The organism is Streptomyces sp. NPDC002671 (assembly GCF_053592475.1).
The window spans coordinates 90,430-106,459 of record NZ_JBSFVU010000015.1 but is presented as its reverse complement, the minus strand read 5'-3'; the positions used below and the strand labels follow the sequence as shown (position 1 = coordinate 106,459).

The 16,030-nt window shown below is 67.9% G+C and carries 16 protein-coding genes and 4 pseudogenes; 9 read left to right on the top strand and 11 right to left on the bottom strand.

What is annotated here, in order from left to right; genetic code table 11:
- The first annotated feature begins 24 nt into the window (after window positions 1-24).
- The 3 genes from ACWD35_RS23765 (at window position 25) to ACWD35_RS23755 (ending at window position 1,690) form a co-directional block, all read left to right on the top strand.
- On the top strand, window positions 25-561 hold the full coding sequence (locus ACWD35_RS23765; RefSeq protein WP_451353287.1) for a hypothetical protein: 537 nt from the start codon (window positions 25-27) through the stop codon (window positions 559-561).
- 234 nt (window positions 562-795) lie between these two features.
- Window positions 796-1,263, top strand: a complete 468-nt coding sequence (locus tag ACWD35_RS23760) for a MarR family transcriptional regulator (RefSeq protein ID WP_451353286.1) — start codon at window positions 796-798, stop codon at window positions 1,261-1,263.
- 157 nt (window positions 1,264-1,420) lie between these two features.
- Window positions 1,421-1,690, top strand: coding sequence for a hypothetical protein (locus ACWD35_RS23755; protein ID WP_451353285.1), 270 nt, complete (start codon window positions 1,421-1,423; stop codon window positions 1,688-1,690).
- A 111-nt stretch (window positions 1,691-1,801) separates the two neighbouring features.
- On the opposite strand, the gene ACWD35_RS23750 is transcribed toward ACWD35_RS23755, so the two are convergent.
- Together ACWD35_RS23750 and ACWD35_RS23745 are read right to left on the bottom strand one after the other, a co-directional pair.
- Window positions 1,802-3,031: a hypothetical protein gene (locus tag ACWD35_RS23750; RefSeq protein WP_451353284.1), complete on the bottom strand. Its 1,230-nt coding sequence runs from the start codon at window positions 3,029-3,031 to the stop codon at window positions 1,802-1,804.
- Window positions 3,028-3,744 carry a hypothetical protein gene (locus tag ACWD35_RS23745; RefSeq protein WP_451353379.1) on the bottom strand — a complete coding sequence of 239 codons (717 nt, stop codon included), beginning with the start codon at window positions 3,742-3,744 and terminating at the stop codon, window positions 3,028-3,030. Before ACWD35_RS23745 ends, ACWD35_RS23750 begins: the two co-directional genes overlap by 4 nt.
- Here ACWD35_RS23745 and ACWD35_RS23740 point away from each other — a divergent pair.
- Window positions 3,704-5,482 (top strand): beta-alanine-activating enzyme beta-propeller domain-containing protein, encoded by a 1,779-nt coding sequence (locus ACWD35_RS23740; RefSeq protein ID WP_451353283.1) that lies wholly within the window; start codon window positions 3,704-3,706, stop codon window positions 5,480-5,482. The two genes, ACWD35_RS23745 and ACWD35_RS23740, sit on opposite strands and share 41 nt — an antisense overlap.
- A gap of 40 nt (window positions 5,483-5,522) precedes the next feature.
- Here the strand turns inward: ACWD35_RS23740 and ACWD35_RS23735 are convergent.
- The 5 genes and pseudogenes from ACWD35_RS23735 to ACWD35_RS23715 all read right to left on the bottom strand — a co-directional run.
- Window positions 5,523-5,719, bottom strand: a pseudogene (locus ACWD35_RS23735) (3-oxoadipyl-CoA thiolase); the annotation flags it as partial.
- A complete protein-coding gene (locus ACWD35_RS23730; RefSeq protein ID WP_451353282.1) occupies window positions 5,716-6,990 on the bottom strand; it encodes an FAD-dependent oxidoreductase in 1,275 nt (424 codons plus the stop codon). The pseudogene ACWD35_RS23735 and the gene ACWD35_RS23730, both read right to left, overlap by 4 nt.
- A gap of 33 nt (window positions 6,991-7,023) precedes the next feature.
- Window positions 7,024-7,734, bottom strand: coding sequence for a maleylpyruvate isomerase family mycothiol-dependent enzyme (locus ACWD35_RS23725; RefSeq protein WP_451353281.1), 711 nt, complete (start codon window positions 7,732-7,734; stop codon window positions 7,024-7,026).
- Window positions 7,734-8,582, bottom strand: a complete 849-nt coding sequence (locus ACWD35_RS23720) for a fumarylacetoacetate hydrolase family protein (protein ID WP_451353280.1) — start codon at window positions 8,580-8,582, stop codon at window positions 7,734-7,736. The genes ACWD35_RS23725 and ACWD35_RS23720 overlap by 1 nt, the downstream gene beginning before the upstream one ends.
- Entirely contained in the window at window positions 8,579-9,748 is a 1,170-nt protein-coding gene (locus tag ACWD35_RS23715) for a cupin domain-containing protein (protein ID WP_451353279.1), read from the bottom strand. The genes ACWD35_RS23720 and ACWD35_RS23715 overlap by 4 nt, the downstream gene beginning before the upstream one ends.
- 70 nt (window positions 9,749-9,818) lie before the next feature.
- Between ACWD35_RS23715 and ACWD35_RS23710 the strand changes: the two genes are divergently transcribed.
- Window positions 9,819-10,598, top strand: coding sequence for an IclR family transcriptional regulator (locus ACWD35_RS23710; RefSeq protein ID WP_451353278.1), 780 nt, complete (start codon window positions 9,819-9,821; stop codon window positions 10,596-10,598).
- 245 nt (window positions 10,599-10,843) lie between these two features.
- Window positions 10,844-10,954: pseudogene (locus ACWD35_RS23705) on the top strand (IS21-like element helper ATPase IstB); the annotation flags it as partial.
- Window positions 10,955-11,036: 82 nt separating this feature from the next.
- Here the strand turns inward: ACWD35_RS23705 and ACWD35_RS23700 are convergent.
- The 3 genes and pseudogenes from ACWD35_RS23700 to ACWD35_RS23690 form a co-directional block, all read right to left on the bottom strand.
- Window positions 11,037-11,870, bottom strand: a complete 834-nt coding sequence (locus ACWD35_RS23700; protein WP_451353277.1) for an NAD(P)H-binding protein — start codon at window positions 11,868-11,870, stop codon at window positions 11,037-11,039.
- Window positions 11,871-12,112: 242 nt separating this feature from the next.
- Window positions 12,113-12,523 (bottom strand): annotated as a pseudogene (locus tag ACWD35_RS23695) (transposase); the annotation flags it as partial.
- Window positions 12,524-12,685: 162 nt separating this feature from the next.
- The gene (locus ACWD35_RS23690) at window positions 12,686-12,814 is read right to left on the bottom strand and encodes a hypothetical protein (protein WP_451353276.1); all 129 of its coding nucleotides are present in this window, start codon (window positions 12,812-12,814) and stop codon (window positions 12,686-12,688) included.
- Window positions 12,815-12,819: 5 nt separating this feature from the next.
- Between ACWD35_RS23690 and ACWD35_RS23685 the strand changes: the two genes are divergently transcribed.
- The 3 genes from ACWD35_RS23685 to ACWD35_RS23675 all read left to right on the top strand — a co-directional run bounded on the left by ACWD35_RS23685 (window position 12,820) and on the right by ACWD35_RS23675 (window position 14,791).
- The gene (locus ACWD35_RS23685) at window positions 12,820-13,404 is read left to right on the top strand and encodes a DinB family protein (protein WP_451353275.1); all 585 of its coding nucleotides are present in this window, start codon (window positions 12,820-12,822) and stop codon (window positions 13,402-13,404) included.
- Between the two features lie 45 nt (window positions 13,405-13,449).
- A protein-coding gene (locus ACWD35_RS23680) for an IS5 family transposase (protein WP_451353274.1) occupies window positions 13,450-14,267 on the top strand; the annotation gives its coding sequence in 2 pieces (ribosomal slippage) (window positions 13,450-13,792 and window positions 13,792-14,267; 819 coding nt in all).
- 200 nt (window positions 14,268-14,467) lie between these two features.
- A complete protein-coding gene (locus ACWD35_RS23675) occupies window positions 14,468-14,791 on the top strand; it encodes a hypothetical protein (RefSeq protein ID WP_451353273.1) in 324 nt (107 codons plus the stop codon).
- A gap of 457 nt (window positions 14,792-15,248) precedes the next feature.
- Here ACWD35_RS23675 and ACWD35_RS23670 read toward each other — a convergent pair.
- Window positions 15,249-15,872 (bottom strand): annotated as a pseudogene (locus tag ACWD35_RS23670) (transposase); the annotation flags it as partial.
- Between the last annotated feature and the right edge of the window lie 158 nt (window positions 15,873-16,030).

The window sequence follows — 16,030 nt, the reverse complement described above, 5'->3', positions numbered from 1 at the left end:
CACGGTCAGATGAGGAGGAATTCTGTGTCATCGCCCTGCGACCCCCAGCACGCTCCCGCCGGCGATGTGGGAGCAGCGCTCATGATGGTCGACTCCCGACTCAAGGCCATCTACGACGACAAGGTCCAGACCGATGCCGAACAACAAGCGCTGACCGAGCAGTTCGCTGCGTCCTTGGGCCCCGGCGGAATCGATGACATGCTGGACGGCGCGTGCACGCTCATCTACATGTTCATGCAGTGGCTGCGGATGGCCTACGAGGACCACGACAAGGACGTCATCGAGTGCGTGGTGCCCAACCTCGTGGCCACGTTGCGCATGATGCCCAAGAGCGTCCGTCCCGAAGCCATCCCCACCATGGCCGGCCTAGTCGTCGCTGCAGGCACCGACCTGAGCCCCAGTCTGTGGCGCAAGCAGTACGGATACTGGACCAAGGACGAGATGAACCCCCTGGAAGCCACCGCCTTCCTGCTCGCGGAACACATCAACCGACTCACCGACGACCGCGACTTCGCCACCCGCCTGATCACCGAAGCCCTGTCCAAGGTGGACGAAGCCTGACGCGCAGCTTCCCCAGGCGATCACGCCCGCGCTGACGCCGCGCCGATGACGGCGGCCATGGACAGAATCAGCCCGGCTCGTTGTGACAGCAGCGTCGGCCTATCACCGACGTTGCTGGAGGCGGTCAACGGATCAGCGTCCACCCGGTCGGCCCGGGCTTGTCACCTTGACCTCAACCTGACTTGAGTTTCTACGGTGCCCTCACCAACGATCTTTGAACAGGGGGCACCACACATGACGACCCAGCACATCTCCGATGCCGAGCTCGCCGCACAGCCTGCCGCGTACTGGACCGGAGTGGCCTACGAGGCCCTCATCGCGTTCACCCGAGCCCAGCAGGCCGGGCTCGGCTTCACTCAGCCCCAGTTCTGGCTGTTGCGCAACCTGTCGAAGAACGACATCTCGCCTGACGGCCACGGCATGACCATTGCCGAACTCCAGCAGGCCATGAGTACCTACCTCAGGCCCGAGGACGACCTGGCGGCCGAGGCGGAGGTCCTACTGGGGCGCGGCTGGCTCACCCGCGACGGCGAGGGACGGCTGTGGATCACCGCGGCCGGCGATGAAGCCCGTGCCAGTCTCAAGCAACACGCCCCGGCAATCCGCGACCGCATCCACCAGGGGATCGCCGACGCCGACTACATCACTGCCTTGAAGGTGCTGCGGCAGATGATCCGGAACACCGGCAGCCCCCTGGCCTAGTGTCCAGGAACGGATCGGGGAGTCGGGCGCGAAGTTCCTCCCGACCGCGCTCTCGTGAGTCTTGAGCGATACCGCGCAGGGTCCGGTCGAACCGACCGAGAACGTCATCGATCCGCAGCTGCCCGACGCGCAGTGAAAGCCAATCCTGTGGCCCGAAGTGGTCGGTTCGGCGCCGTTCCTCCTGCGCTTCGACGAGTGGCTCGGGTGGCAGCAGCCCTTCTTCCCGGAAAACCTCTTCGCGCTACGCACCCAAGTCGACGGCGTCGCGCGCGGCCTGTGGCTCGATGACGACCGCAAGAAGTTCCTCCAGTTCCACGAGGCGGTCCCCGCTACACAACCGATCGAGCGAGGACTGGGAGCCGGAGTTCAGCGCCGCCGACTGGCGACCGTGGAACGAGGCCCTGAGCATGGTGAACCTCGTCGCTGACAAGGACATCGCGGAAACCGCCCATGCCCTCGACGAGCTTGCCGAAGATCCGCTACAACGCTTCTCCGGTCGGCCTGGTCCAGACGACCCGATCTGGACCGCTCTGGATCTTCAAAGCGATGGATAGGCAAGCATCCAGCGCCGGTATACGGAACGGCGTCGGCCCTCTTCGGCGTTCGAGTCCGCGTCTGCCGGGAAGCAGTAGGCGGTTAGTGCCAAGGTCTTGTGGTCAGGGGAGAACGAGCTGCTGAACTGTGTGGGCTGCCCCGCCTTCGCGGCCGCAAGGCAGGCGGCAGGGAGAGGCAACGAGACGCTGGCCAGGGTTCGGCGGGAAGCAGGTGCCCAGAAAATGAGGTGTGAGTCCTGTAGGACGGCGGCGACTCGGCCATCGTCCGCGACTGGCTGGATCGGGCTGCGCCGGGTGCTGATGGTCTTGTCGACGATGATGCTGCCGAGCGTCGGACGGGGCTGCCCGGGAGCGACGGGGGCACTGGGAAGCGGGCTGGTCGTGCGGTAGTCCAAAAGCAGGGCGTGGCTGAACGTGCCGTAGAGGATTCGGCCGTGACCGATCAGGGCGTCGCCCGTGCTGGGGAAGTAGACCTGCCGTTCCATGTGCAACGTGGACGCGTTCCAGATGCTGGCGCAGGTGTCGAATGCGGCGATGAGTTCGGTACCGACAAATGCCAAGTCACGGGCGCCCGAACACTCGTAGGTGCCATCCAGCCACTGCGGGGCGCGACTGCCGCGCAAGCTGTAGACGCCGATGCCGTCGGTTTGTGCGGCGACGAGGTTGCCGGTGGGATCGATGGCGAGCTGATCCGGTGCTATCCCGGCGCCGAGGGGAGAATCGGTCTGGATGCGGCGGCGGATGACGGGGGAGGACGAGTGAGTCGTATCCACAACGGCGAGTTCGCTGCGCGCACTGACGGCAGCGAGCCACCGTCCGGTGGAGTCGAGGGCAAGCTTCACGACTCGCCCGGTCAGGCCGGTGATCCGCCGTGGACCGGCGTGCGCCGACGTGACATAGACGCCACCGGAATCAGTGCCGTAAACCACGATGCCGTTGCCCGCTGCGACCGCGGTGACCGTCTGCCCTGCCACGGCTTCGGGCAATGGGTGCAGACGGGGAACGACCACCTGCTTCGGCGCTCCTTGAAGGTCGGGTTGGCCAACGGAAGCTCCCGGCCACGGACGCACGACGATCAGCGAGATGACAACCCCCGCCGTCACAGCCACGGCCAGTGTGGCGGCGACGGCACGCTTGCTCAGCACTCGCCCGGGGATCCGCTCGGCAGCACCGGCGCCGGGTGTGGCGCGGGCGGAGCGTTGTCGCCAGTTCATGATGTCCCACCCGGCTGGCTCCCCGGCATGCCGCCACCGCCTCCGCCTTTGTGCCAGCCCCCTCCATGGGGATCCAGCACCCAGACGGTCATGCCCGGTGGCCGGGTCACTGTGGTGAAGGGCTTTCCGTCGCCGTCCTCCACGACGACGGTGTGTTTGTGACCGTCCTCGACGAGATCCACGGCCAGTTTCCACTCGGCGGCACCGTGCGTGATCTCGGCCGTTACCAGGAAGGTCTCCAACCCCCCGGCGGCAACCGTGAAGTTCGGCCGACGGCTCTCACCAGCTTCGTTGTAGATGCCGTACGGCTGCGGCTTGTCGAGGTCGATGTTCACCGAATACACCTTGGCTTCCCCCTGCGTGGGGCACTCGGTCTCAACTACGTCGGAAACGGGGTTACGGGAGATCACCTCGGCCCTCATGCCGGTGATCAAAGCTGTCTTGGAACCACTGTTGGTCACCGTCAGCTGCAGTCTCGTCCGTTCCGCGTCCGCTCCTCCGCGGTCCCGCGCCCATTTCCAGAAGCCCGCACAGCCGTTGTCCGGTCTGGTTCCGTCGAACCTCTTGGCGGGAACGAGCTGGACGAGATCTTGTTCGACATCGAGGCGTAGGGGATCTGCCTCCACAGCGACGGAGACTGGCGACCCCTCAGACCACAAGTGGAGCGCTCCCGTGAGCACAGCGGTTGTGCCCGCAGCGCACAGCGTGGTCACGACGGTGGACGCGGCCAGCCCCGGAACCGTGCGCAGCCACCGTCCAAAGCGTCTGCTGACCGTTGCCGGAGTGGCTTCGTCCTCATCGGGTGAAGCCCCCGAGGGCTCATCGGCAGTGGTCTCGTCCCGATCCGATGACGGCGACCCGTCGTCCCCTGCGGATGCTGCCCCATCGGGGTCGGATCTCGTGGCATCGCCCGGGGACCCTGTGCCGCCGTCGTCGTGTTCCGGCCTTGCATCCGGACGGCCATCGCCACCTTGTCCCGCAGCAGCCGGTAATCCCGCCGTCACCTCGTCCACCCCCGAGCTGTCCTTGCAAGCCAGACACATCCAGCGCCAAGCTCCTACCCTTGCTCGCACAACTCATATCAGGAGGACCGACGTGACGCAGGCGAAGTCCTCGCACACTCCGGACGACGGCCAGAGCCCGGGCAGTCAGGACGCCGGGCACGACGGGGAGAGCCCACGACAGCCATCTGCGCACGGCCCTGAGGAACAGCACTTAGCCGAGACGTCCCGCCGACGGTTCCTGCTGCGGCTGACCGGTGCCACTGCCCTCGCCACAGGGCTCGGCTTTGCGGGCTGGAGAATCCTGGACGGCGACTCTCCCTCAGGAGGACCGGCCCCGCACTCCAACCCGCAGGCAACGGCCACCCCTCGGAAGCCCACTACGCAGCCTGCCGAACAGCGATGGACCTTCCCCGCGGGAAATGTCGTGCGTTCGCAACCGACCGTGGCGGGCGACATGGTCTACATCGGCAGCGACGACGGGAACGTGTACGAGGTCGATCGCACCACCGGAAAGCAGCGGTGGAAATTCGCCACCGCCGGAGAGGTGTACACGTCCCCAGCTGTGGCGGGCGGAATGGTCTACGCCGGCAGCTATGACCACAACCTCTACGCGGTGGACGCCAATTCAGGCCGACGTCGCTGGAAATTCACCACGGAAAGTGTTGTGACCGCGTCGCCGGTCGTAGTGGGCGGCGTTGTGTATATCGGCAGCTGGGACCACAATCTCTATGCCGTCGATGCCGCCACCGGCACGCAGCGCTGGAAATTCACGACAGGCAGCGACGTGCGCTCCTCGCCGGCCGTGGCGGGCGGACTCGTCTACGTCGGCAGCTACGACCACAACCTCTACGCCGTCGATGCCGCCACCGGCACACAGCGCTGGAAATTCACCACAGGCCGTGACGTATACGAGCCCACCGTGGCGCACGGAGTCGTCTACGTCGGCAGCTTGGACTACAACCTGTATGCGGTGGACGCCACTTCAGGTGAACAGCGATGGAGACGCACCGTCGCTGGACCTGTTTTTGGGGCGCCGACCGTAACCGACGGCGTGGTCTGCATCGGCAGCGAAGACGGAAACCTGTACGCGTTCGACGCGGCTACGGGAGAACTCCGCTGGAAGTCCGCCATCGGCGGTGCGGTGTTCTGGAAGCCGGCCGTGGCCGACGGCGTGGTCTACGTCGGCGGCGATGACGGGAACCTGCACGCGGTGGATGCCGCCACCGGCAGACATCGCTGGAAACTCGCCCTGGGCAACAGGGTGTCTTCGTCACCGAGCGTCGCCGACGGCGTGGTCTACCTTGGCGCCGAGGACTACAAACTGCACGCCGTTTCCGTGGGCAGCGGACCTTCCCCGGCACTGGGCGTCACGAGCCGCACGAGTACCCCCGCAAGATGCCCTTCGGCTGGCACTGCCGCCCGGCCACGCTCCTGTGGGCTGAAGTAGGTTCGGGGACTGGCTCGGTAGCTCAAGGCCCCGTTTCCAGTCCCCAGTGCCGGTTCACGGTGGTGGCGGGCACGCTCGTGGGGAGTCCGGCGAGGAGCACCGCCAGCCGGCCGACGTTGGGGTTGTCCTCGCCCGCAGCGCGATGGCTGCGAGGTCGTCGGGCCGCACCCCGGCCAGGGCACCGCCGAACCGGCCGAAGGGGGCGCGGCTGGCCGCGTACAGGTAGGCGTCGCTCATGACGCGCCGCCCCCGGTGAGCGGGATCGGTGTGAACATGGGCGGCTCCTCGTCGGGCGTCAGCGCGGTCGGGCCGTAGACCCAGTCGGTGAAGGAGTAGTCGTACGTGTCCCGGGCCCGCATGATCGCATTGCGCCGGAGCCGCTCGGCGCCGTCGAGGTGCCACAGCTCGCCCCAGGCGCGCGCCGTCGTCAGGATGCGGCGGCAGTGCTCCACACGGACCGCCTCGTACGCCACGAGCACGGCGTCCCAGTCGGGCCGGCGGCCCTCGGGGGCGGCCTCGGCGGCCAGGCGGGCGTAGTGCTCGGCGAGGACCCAGCCGTCCTCGATCGCCATGATCGCGCCCTGCGCCATGTACTGGAGCGGCGGGTGTGCGGCGTCGCCGAGCAGGGCGATGCGGCCGTGCACCCATGTCTCGACGGGGTCGCGGTCGAGCATCTGCCACCAGCGGTCGCGCCACATCAGCGGAATGCCCTTGCGCACGGTGTCGCAGGTGGCGTCGAAGGCCGCGTCGAGTTCGTCGGGCGTGCCCCAGTCCTCCTGCCCCGCGAGGGCCTTGGGCGATTCGAAGACGGCGACCTGGTTGAACATCTCGCCGCCGCGCAGCGCGTACTGGACGAAGTGGCAGCGCGGGCCGACGTACACGGTGACGTCGCGTTCCGCGATGCCGTTGTCCCTGACCTGCTCGATCGGGACGGCGGCGCGATAGGCGACGAAGTCGGAGCTGACGATCTCGTCGCCGATCAGCTTGCGGCGGGCCACGGAGTGCAACCCGTCGGCCGCGATCACCAGCGGCGCCTCCTGGGTGGTGCCGTCCTCCAGCCGGACCAGGGCACCGTCGTCCGTCTGCGCGTAGTCGATGACCGTCTGATCGGTCAGCAGTTCGACCCCGGCGCGTCGGCAGGCCCGCAGGAAGATGCCGTGCAGGTCGCTGCGGTGAATGACCATGTACGGGAAGCCGTAGCGCCGTTCGAGGTCGCGCAGGTCCAGGCGGGTCAGCTCCCGGGCGTCGAGGGCGTCCCGCATCACCATGTTCTCCGGGACGACTCCGAGGCTCCTGGCTTCGTCGAGCAGTCCGTACTGGGCGAGGATACGAGTGCAGTTGGGGGCGATCTGCAGGCCCGCTCCCACCTCGCCGAACTCCTTGGCCCGTTCGAGGACACGGACGCGCGCTCCCTGACGGGCCAGGGCGAAGGCGGTGCTGAGGCCGCCGATACCGCCGCCGACCACGAGGACGTCGGGCCGCCCGGCAGGGCTGGATTCAGGATTCATGATCTGTTCCTTCGGTCGCGGGGCGGGCCCTGGTCAGAGCCACGCGTCCAGCGCGGGAAGGGGCGCGCCGTCGGCGGTGAGCGGGCCGGTGTCCCGTCCGGTGAGGTAGGCGGCGATGTCGTGGAGCTCGCCCGTGATCGGGACGGCTTCGCCGTCGCCAGGCAGGTCCCAGGCGGCTCCGACGGCGGTGGCCCGCAGGGTCAATGCCGGGCCGGGCGCCGCAGCGCGCTTGGTGACGACGTCGTCGCAGAGGGCGGTGAGGAAGTCGGCCGGCAGGTCGGCGAAGGTGACGCCGGCCGCCAGGTCGACGGCGTGCACGCACACCTCTCGGGAGCGGAGCCAGGGCACCTCGGTGGCCGGTACGGTCCGGCCCTGCGCGGTGACGACGGGCGTGCGCCACTGCTCTTCGCCGAGCACAGCCATGCCGTTCTCCAGGGCGTCCGCAGTGCGGCGCAGCCATGTGTTCAGATCGGCGGCGGGCAGGACCCGGCCCCGCTCGATCCCGGCGGCTCGGTCCTCGGGGGAGGTGTACATCGGGGTGGCCTCGCCCGTGGCGGCCCAGTGCACCAGACGGGACAACGCCTCGGCGTTGGCGGCGACGTGTGCCGTCACGTGCGCCCTGCTCCAGCCGGGCAGGAGGCTCGGCGCGGCGAAGGCGTCGTCGTCGAGACCGTCGACGGCCCGGATCATCATCTCGGTGCCGATCCGGGCCCAGCGGCCGGCGGCGTCGAAGGTTCGGGACATCAGACGGTCCCCTCCTTCACGACCCGGTTCTCCAGACGGCCGATGCCGTCGATCTCGGCGACGACGGTCTCGCCGCCGAGGAGGTAGCGCTCGGGCCTGCGGGCGTGGCCGACACCGCCGGGGGTGCCGGTGGCGATGATGTCACCGGGGTTGAGGCGGACGACGGTGGAGACGTACTCGACCAGGGCAACCGGGTCGAAGAGCAGGTCGCCGGTGGAGTCGGCCTGCATCACCTCGCCGTCGACGAGCAGGCGCACGTCCAGCGACGGGCGGACCCCGCCCGGCAGCTCGTCGGGCGTGACGACGTACGGGCCGACGGGAGTGGTGGAGTCCCACATCTTGCCCTGGAGCCACTCACGGGTGCGGAACTGCCAGTCCCGGCACGTGATGTCGTTCAGTACGGTGAAACCGGCGATCGCCCGCTCGGCATCCTCGCCACGGGCCCGGCGTACCGGGGCGCCGATGACGACGGCGAGTTCGACCTCCCAGTCGAACGCGTCGGTCTCGTCCGGTCGGACGATGTCGTCGCCGGGGCCGATGAGGGAGTCGGCGAACTTCGCGAAGAGGGTGGGGTGTTGCGGCAGGTCCCGGCCCATCTCCTGGATGTGGTTGCGGTAGTTGAGGCCGACGCACACCACCTTGGAGGGAGTGGGGACGGCAGGGGCGAAGTCGGCGCCCTCGACCGGGTAGATGGTCCCGGTCGTCGGGGTCGCCGTCGCGGCGCGCTCGGCCCAGCCGGGCTCGGCGAGGAGGGCGCCCACGTCCGGGGCGCCGAGGTCGACCAGGACGTCGCCGTCGAGCCGTACGGCCCTCGTTGTCCCGTCGGTGCGAATGGTCGCGAGCTTCATCGGGTGGTTCCTTCCACGTGCGTACGGTCGAGCCGGAGGGCCTCGAAGATCGGGGAGTCGCTGAACCGGAAGAGGTCCAGGGCGCCGGATTCGGAGTCGGTGGAGCCGGCCTCGGACCGGAGGGAGAGCGGCTGCCAGGACGGGACGACGAACAGGTCACCGCGCGTGACCGACCAGCTGGTCCCGCCCACCGTGACGGTGCCGGAGCCGTCGAAGACCTGGTAGACAGAGGAGCCCGTCTCGCGTATTGGGGCGGTCTCGGTGCCGCGAGCGATCCGGTGCATCTCGGCGCGGATGGTGGGCAGCACGTCGCCGCCGGTCATCGGGTCGGTGAAGCGAACGGCGGCGTGCCCGGGCTCCACGGTGCCCCCGTACCCCTCCGCCTCCAGGGCGAGTTGGTCGGTCAGGGCGCGGTCGGTGTGCTCCCAGCGGTAGGCGAGCAGCGGCGAGCCGGGGCCGGTGAAGCCGGCGGACACCGGGCGGAGACCGGGGTGACCCCAGAGCCGCTCGGAGCGCGAACGGTCCGGGGTGATCCGCTCGGCGTCGCTGATCGCGTCCCGGCCGTACTCGAAGAACTGGGTCTCGGTGGCGTACTGGAAGGGGATGTCGAGGCCGTCGATCCAGGCCATCGGCTCGGTGGTGGCGTTGTGGTGCGCGTGCATGTTCCAGCCGGCCTGCGGGAGGAAGTCGCCGCGCCGCATGGCCACCGGGTCACGCCCGACGACCGTCCAGACGCCCTCGCCCTCGACGACGAAGCGGAAGGCGTGCTGGGTGTGCCGGTGCTCGGGGGCGTCCTCGCCGGGCATGAGGTACTGGACGGCCGCCCACAGGGTCGGGGTGGCGAAGGGCCTCCCGCCCAGGGAGGGATTGGCCAGGGCGATGGCCCGCCGCTCGCCGCCGCGTCCGACGGGGACCAGGTCGCCGGCCTGTGCGGCCAGCGCCCGCAGTCGCTCCCAGCGCCACAGGTGCGGCACGGCGCGCGAGCGTGGATGGGCGGGCATGAGGTCGCCGATCTCGGTCCACAGCGGGACGAGCAACTCCTGCTCGAATCCCCGGTACAGCTCCTCGAGCTCTGGCGTGACGACGGGTTGCCCCTCCGCGGAGGCGGCCTGGAGGCGGACCGGAGAGCCCGCGGCGTTGTCGGGTGGGAGAGAGGACTGGTGCATGGGGCCAGCGTGCGGCGCGCTCACTGGAAGAACATGTAGATTCTGGAGAACAGAATCTGGAGCTCGGATCGTGGACAAGCCGCTCAAGACGCCGCCGCCCTACCCCATCACCAGCGTGGACCATGCGCTGCGGGCGGCGACCATCCTGCAGATGGAAGGCGGCGCGACCGTGTCGCAGCTGGCCGAGCGGCTCGGTGTCGCCAGGTCGACCGCCCACCGCGTCCTGGCGATGCTGGTCTACCGGGACTTCGCCGTGCAAGGCGAAGACCGCGTCTACCGGGCGGGGCCTGTGCTCGAACTCGCCGTGCACTCCCAGTCCCTCGTGTCGCGGCTGCGCGCGGCGGCCCTTCCCCATCTGCACCGGGCCGTCGATGTTCTGGACGAGACCACGAACCTGATCGTGCGCACCGGGGACACGGCACGCTTCATCGCCAGCGTGGAGTGCCGGCAGGCGCTGCGGGTCGGGTCCAGGGAGGGCATGGTGTTCCCGGCGCACCGTACGACGGCGGGGCTGCTCCTGCTCGCGGACCTTTCCGACGAGGAGCTGGAGCAGGTATACGCCGCCGAGCGCTACCGGGACCGGCCGGCCGATCGGCCGGATCTCGTCCGGCTGCGCACCGAACTGAGGCGGCTGCGCCGCAACGGGTTCGCCGTGAACAGGGAGCGGTCCGAGCGCGGTCTCGTCGCCGTCGGCGTGCCGGTGCGGGGCGGGGATGGCGCTGCGCTGGCAGGTCTGTCGGTGTCGATGCCCAGCGTGCGCTACAACCCGCACCGGCTCCAGTCCCTGGTGGCAGCGCTCGAGGTCACGGCGCACGCGGTGGAGAGGGACCTGGCCCCGGAGCGGCACTGAGCCACTGTGCCCGGGCGTGGACGCCGATCCCGGGGCGCCACGACTCGCATGGCATAGCACTCGCATCATTGACGTGACGTAAAGCGAGTGTCATTCGCCACGGAATCGCGCTCGAACCGCCTCGCGCTTCCCCTCCCCACCGCGTACGCGGCGCCGAGCCCCGGCCGCCGCGGCTCCCACACCGCCACGCGTGCCGGCATCGCCGAGGCCGTGTCGCCGACCGTCCACCAGGGCGGCCCCCGACGGCCATCGTCGACCGCCTCACTTTCAACGGCACCATCGTCGAAACCGGCACCGATTCCTACCGCCTTGCCAGCACCCGGGCACGAGCTGAGGAGCACGCCAAGGCCGGTTGATCTCTGCCCACCGCCTGCTCCGACAACCAGCCGTCCCGCTGTCGGGGCACGATGATTGTGATCGTGATCGGGATCGGGCGGCTCAACGGAAGGCAGCGGCATTCTCCGAGGCCCATTGCTGAAACGTCCTGGCCGGCGCACCGGTGATCTGGGAAACCGTGTCACGCACCATGAGCAGCTCGTCGTTCACGTCGCCACCCGTCAGGTCGAGCACCGCGTCAGCGGCTTCGTCGCCCAGGAAGATGGCCATCTGACGATGGGCTTCCTGCCGGCCGATCTCGGCGAACGGCACTTTCCGCCCTAGTACTGCCGCGATGGCCCCGACCTGCTGCCGGGCCGTGACCCTCTCCGGACCAGTCAGCGCATACGTCCGCTCTTGGTGGCCGGACTCGGTCAGTGCCCCCCGAGCCACCGATGCGATGTCCGCAGGGTGGATCGTGGGGAGACCGATGTCCGCATAGGGCACACGGACCGTTTCGTGCTCCCGGATCGTTCCCGCCCACCACAGGGCATTCGAGGCGAACTGTGTCGGCCGCAGGATCGTCCACCTCATGCCGCTGTCCTTGAGCAGCTGCTCGACAGTTAGGTTCTCTCCGGCGGGGCCCAGGTGCGGATGGGTCTGGACGGTAATGGACGAGACCAGCACTACGTGTTCCACGCCTGCCCGCTGGGCCGCCTCGATGATCTCGGCGTCCGAACCTATGCGTGACACGAGAAACAGCGATCGGACCCCCTCCAATGCGGACTTCAGCGAGGCTGTGTCAGCGAAGTCACCCGCAACGGCTTCGACCCCTTTGGGGAACGCGGCTCGTTCAATGTCACGGGTGAGCCCCCTCAACGGTCCGGCGCCGAACGCCCGGAGCTCTTGCAAGAGGGCACTTCCTATATTTCCGGTGGCTCCGGTCACGAGGATCATGAGGTCTTCTCCCGTCATGAGGCGGTGATCAACATGCCGTGACGTTAAGACCTCAACCAAACTCCAGGTCAAGAAGGGGCGCCAGGTGTCGCGAGCTGGGCACGTTCATCCGCGTGCTTCGCAGGACACACGGCCGACAACGAACACATGTGTTCGCGACGGCAGTGCCGTCATTACGCCCCGCGCAAGCGTGCTGGGTGGCCTCAGTGAATGCCCTCATCCCCACGGTGGACATGGCGGGCCTGCCCCAGATCGACGCCACCCTGACTCGAGGCGGGAACGCTGGTGGAGGTCTTGACGCTCTGCGCGTCGATCACGCAGGCCGACAGAGCGGCGTTGCGGCCCTCCCGCTGCCGCACCAACTCCCGCAGCAGGCCGTTGAGCTGGGCGAAGATGCCTTCCTTCTGCCACCTGGCGAAGTACCCGCAGACGGTTTCCCAGGGCGGGAAGTCGTGCGGGAGGTAGCGCCACTGGCATCCGGTGCGGTCGACGTACAGGATCGCGTTCATGATCTCGCGCAGGTCGTGTTCCGGTGGCCGGCCGATGCCCAGGGCATGCCGGCGCCGCTCGGCCCGTCAGGCTGTGAGGACCGGCTTGAGCAACTCCCAGGGAGCATCGGACAGATCACTCGGATACGCATGACGATCGGTCATGACCTCGGCGTACTGCCAGAAGGTGTGTGCGCCCAGGTGCACGTTCTGCCCCGCGGAAGCACGGGCCGGAGTCCGGCGTCCTGGGATGAGACAGGCGGAAGCCAACTCCCGCCCCAGGGGCCGTGAACTCTATCATTCGGCTGGATGGGCTAGGAGGGTGTCTCACGTGACAAGTTTCGCGAGCTTCTTGTAGCAGGTCAGGGCGGCGGCCATGGCCAGGCCTCGGCTCTGCCAGTCGTTGCGGACCACGTACGGGATCTTGAGACCACGAGCAGCCCATGGCAGGCTCATACCGCATGATCGATGAATTCGCGAAAGACAACCTGCACGGGAGACTGCGGCGGGACCGCAAGGCGCTGCTCTGGAAACTCGACGGCTTGTCCGAATACGACGCCCGCCGACCTTTGACAGTATCCGGGACCAACCTCCTCGGCCTGGTCAAACACGTGGCCACCGTCGAGGCCAGGTACTTCGGCGAGGTCTTCGACCGCCCTTCCCCGGAACCGCTGCCCCGGTGGCAGGACTACAACGGCAGCGATCTGTGGGCGACCGAGGACGAGACCCGCGATCAGATCATGGGGTTCTACTGGCGCACGTGGGAACACTCGGACGCGACGATCAACGAGCTTCCCCTCGACGCCCCCGGCCACGTGCCGTGGTGGCCGGAGCCTTATCCCAACACGAACCTGTTCGCCATCATGGTCCATGTCCTCGGCGAGTCCATCCGGCATGCCGGGCACGCCGATATCCTGCGCGAGGGCCTCGACGGCCGGACCGGGGTGCGCGCCGAACACGAGAAGCAGATCGACGAGGAAGCCCGTGCAGCCTACTGCGCGAAGATCGAGCAGGCCGCCAGGTCGGCCGCACCAATCAAGGCCTAGAGGTTGTCTCACGTGACTTGATGTTCGTGCGGCATGATGCCGGTCGTGGGTGCTGATCTATCGAAGCGTCTGGTTCCTGATGAACTCCGGGAGCTGGCCGCCCCGTTGCTGCCGTCGTTCGCTGCTCGTCCGCAAGGTGGTGGGACCGCTCCGTGTGACGAGCGGGCCGTGGTCACGGCAGTGGTGTACGCGCTGACCAGCGGCTGTGCCTGGCGGCATCTGCCGCCGACGTTCGGCATGTCGCCCGCCACCGCGCATCGCCGCTTCACGGTATGGACCGAGGCCGGCCTGTGGCGTCGGCTGCACCGGGCGGTGCTGGACGAACTCGGGGCCCGGGGCGAGGTGGACTGGACCTCGGCGATCGTCGACGCGGCCTCCGTTCGCGCCAAAAGGGGGGATCGCTGACCGGGCCGAACCCGGTCGATCGCGGCAAGAAGGGCAGCAAGCTGCACGTGCTGTCCGATGCCCGGGGCATTCCGCTCGCCGTCGCCGTGTCCGGCGCGAACATGCACGACAGCCTCGCCCTCAAGCCGTTCATCCGCGGCATACCCGCCGTCCGGTCCCGCCGGGGACCACGGCGGCGCCGACCCGTCAAACTCCGCACGGACAAGGCGTACTTCTCCGCCGAACACCTGGCCTGGCTGCGCGAGCGCGGGCTCGTCGCGCGCATCGCGCGGCCCGGCATCGAGTCCGGCGAACGCCTCGGTCGGCACCGCTGGAAGATCGAACGGTCGATCGCCTGGCTCTTCGGCTACCGCCGCCTCACCGTCCGATACGAACGAAAGGGCTCGCACTTCTTCGCCTTCCTCGGCCTGGCCGCCGCCCTGACCCGCTACAAGAAGCTCGCGAAACTTGCCACGTGAGACAACCTCGAAGCCAGATTATTCGTCTCGTCCACCACTCACGGCGGGAGGTTGATCCGTCGCTGGTGCGCCTGTGACGCCTCTACGCATGCACTATCCCTCTGGCATATTCGCATTTCACTCATCCGGCTTATATTCAGTAATTCGCCTGCAGCCTTACCGTTGCCAGGTCACACTCCCAACCTCGAAGGAAGAGGACAATGGCAGGCACCCCGGACGCGGTCACCCCTGAATGCCGAGGCGGGAAGGTCGTCATCAGCTACGAAGGGGACCCCCAGACCGAGAAGGACTGGTACGGTCTCTACAATCAGCAGCCCGTCGCCTCCAATTGGAGGACCGGACTGGTCGGATACAAGCCGGGGAACGACCAGTCCGGCGAGTGGCAGTGGGCGAACAAGAGCACCAGTTACGCCACCGGCCAGGTCAGCGGAGAGAACCTTCGCACTGTCTACTGGACCCACAACGGCAACGGATACGAGCCCGTCAGCGACACCCAAGGTACGAGCCTGTACTGCAAGTTGTAGCTGCCTCGGCGATGGGGGCCTTAACTAGCGGCAAGAACGCGCCCCGATGGGAAAATGTACTATCAGGGCGCGTTCTTTCCACCGGCCTGGTAGTACAGCAGTTGCCGTCACTGACACGGCTCCAGCACTAGCTAGGTGTATTACGAGCAGGGCGGCTGCCAGACAACCGGCGAGTGTGAGAACAGCATCATGGGGAATTCCGGCAGTGTCATGGAAAGTTGCCTGGGTGGCTGCATGGGCGTGGCTGTCGTGCTCGGCCTCTTCGGCTTTTCATGAAATCGGTAGCCGACGACCTGGATGACGAGTCATCACCAGGGCCCTCGCCGCGACCTGCCATGACAGTGACCACGAGGGGCGCTTCACCGGACTTGCCAAAGGTAGAGGAGGACGAGGCGGGGGCAGCCGTCAGTGGTCGCCCGTTTCCTTGGCCAGCTGGGTGTGGCGATGGCTGGAGTTGCGGCGGTTGGAGGTCGAGCCCGGTCTCGGCGATGAGGCCCTCGATAAGGCGGGGGCGGTACTGCATCCGTTTCAGCCGCGTCTTCGCCAACGCGGTGAGCTGGTCCAGGCTGTGTCTGGTGAGGTTGGCCAGCGATCTCTTCATGTGCCACCACACGCCCTCGACGGGGTTGAGCTCGGGGGCGTACGGCGGCAACTGGTAGACGGTCAGCCATAATCGGGCGGCGCTGAGCTCGTGCATGGTGCGACTGACGTGCGTGTTCAAGTTGTCCCACACCAGAACGATGGGGCCGCCGAGCTGCTGGTGCGCGGCATCCAGCAGGCGGGCGTAGTCGGTCTCGGTGAAGGCCTTGCGACGGTCCTTGGCGGGACCATGGTCGAGGTGGATGCGGTAGATCAGCCGTGATCTGCGTCCTGCTTTGGTGCAGATCAGCGCCGCCATCGAGACACGTTTGGCGCCTGTGGCGGTGACCCGCACCAACGGGGTGTGGCCCCGGCTGCCCCAGGCATCCAACACCGTTTCCAGAAGGCGGAGTTGTCCCGCGTCGAGCTTGCAGCGAGCACCGCCGGGGCCCTTGGAGGCCAGAGCCTGGCGACCGCCCGAAGCCAACGCCCGCCGCCATCGGCATAACTCATTCCTCCGGCATAGCGCAGCCCACGGCAACCGTCACGACCCGACGTAACCCGCACCGTTAAAGATCTCTAGCTGTTGCGGGACAGGAGGCTGTTGACGCCTGAGCGGGTCTTCACTTCGTCGTAGCAAGTTACTGGAAGATCGCGGTG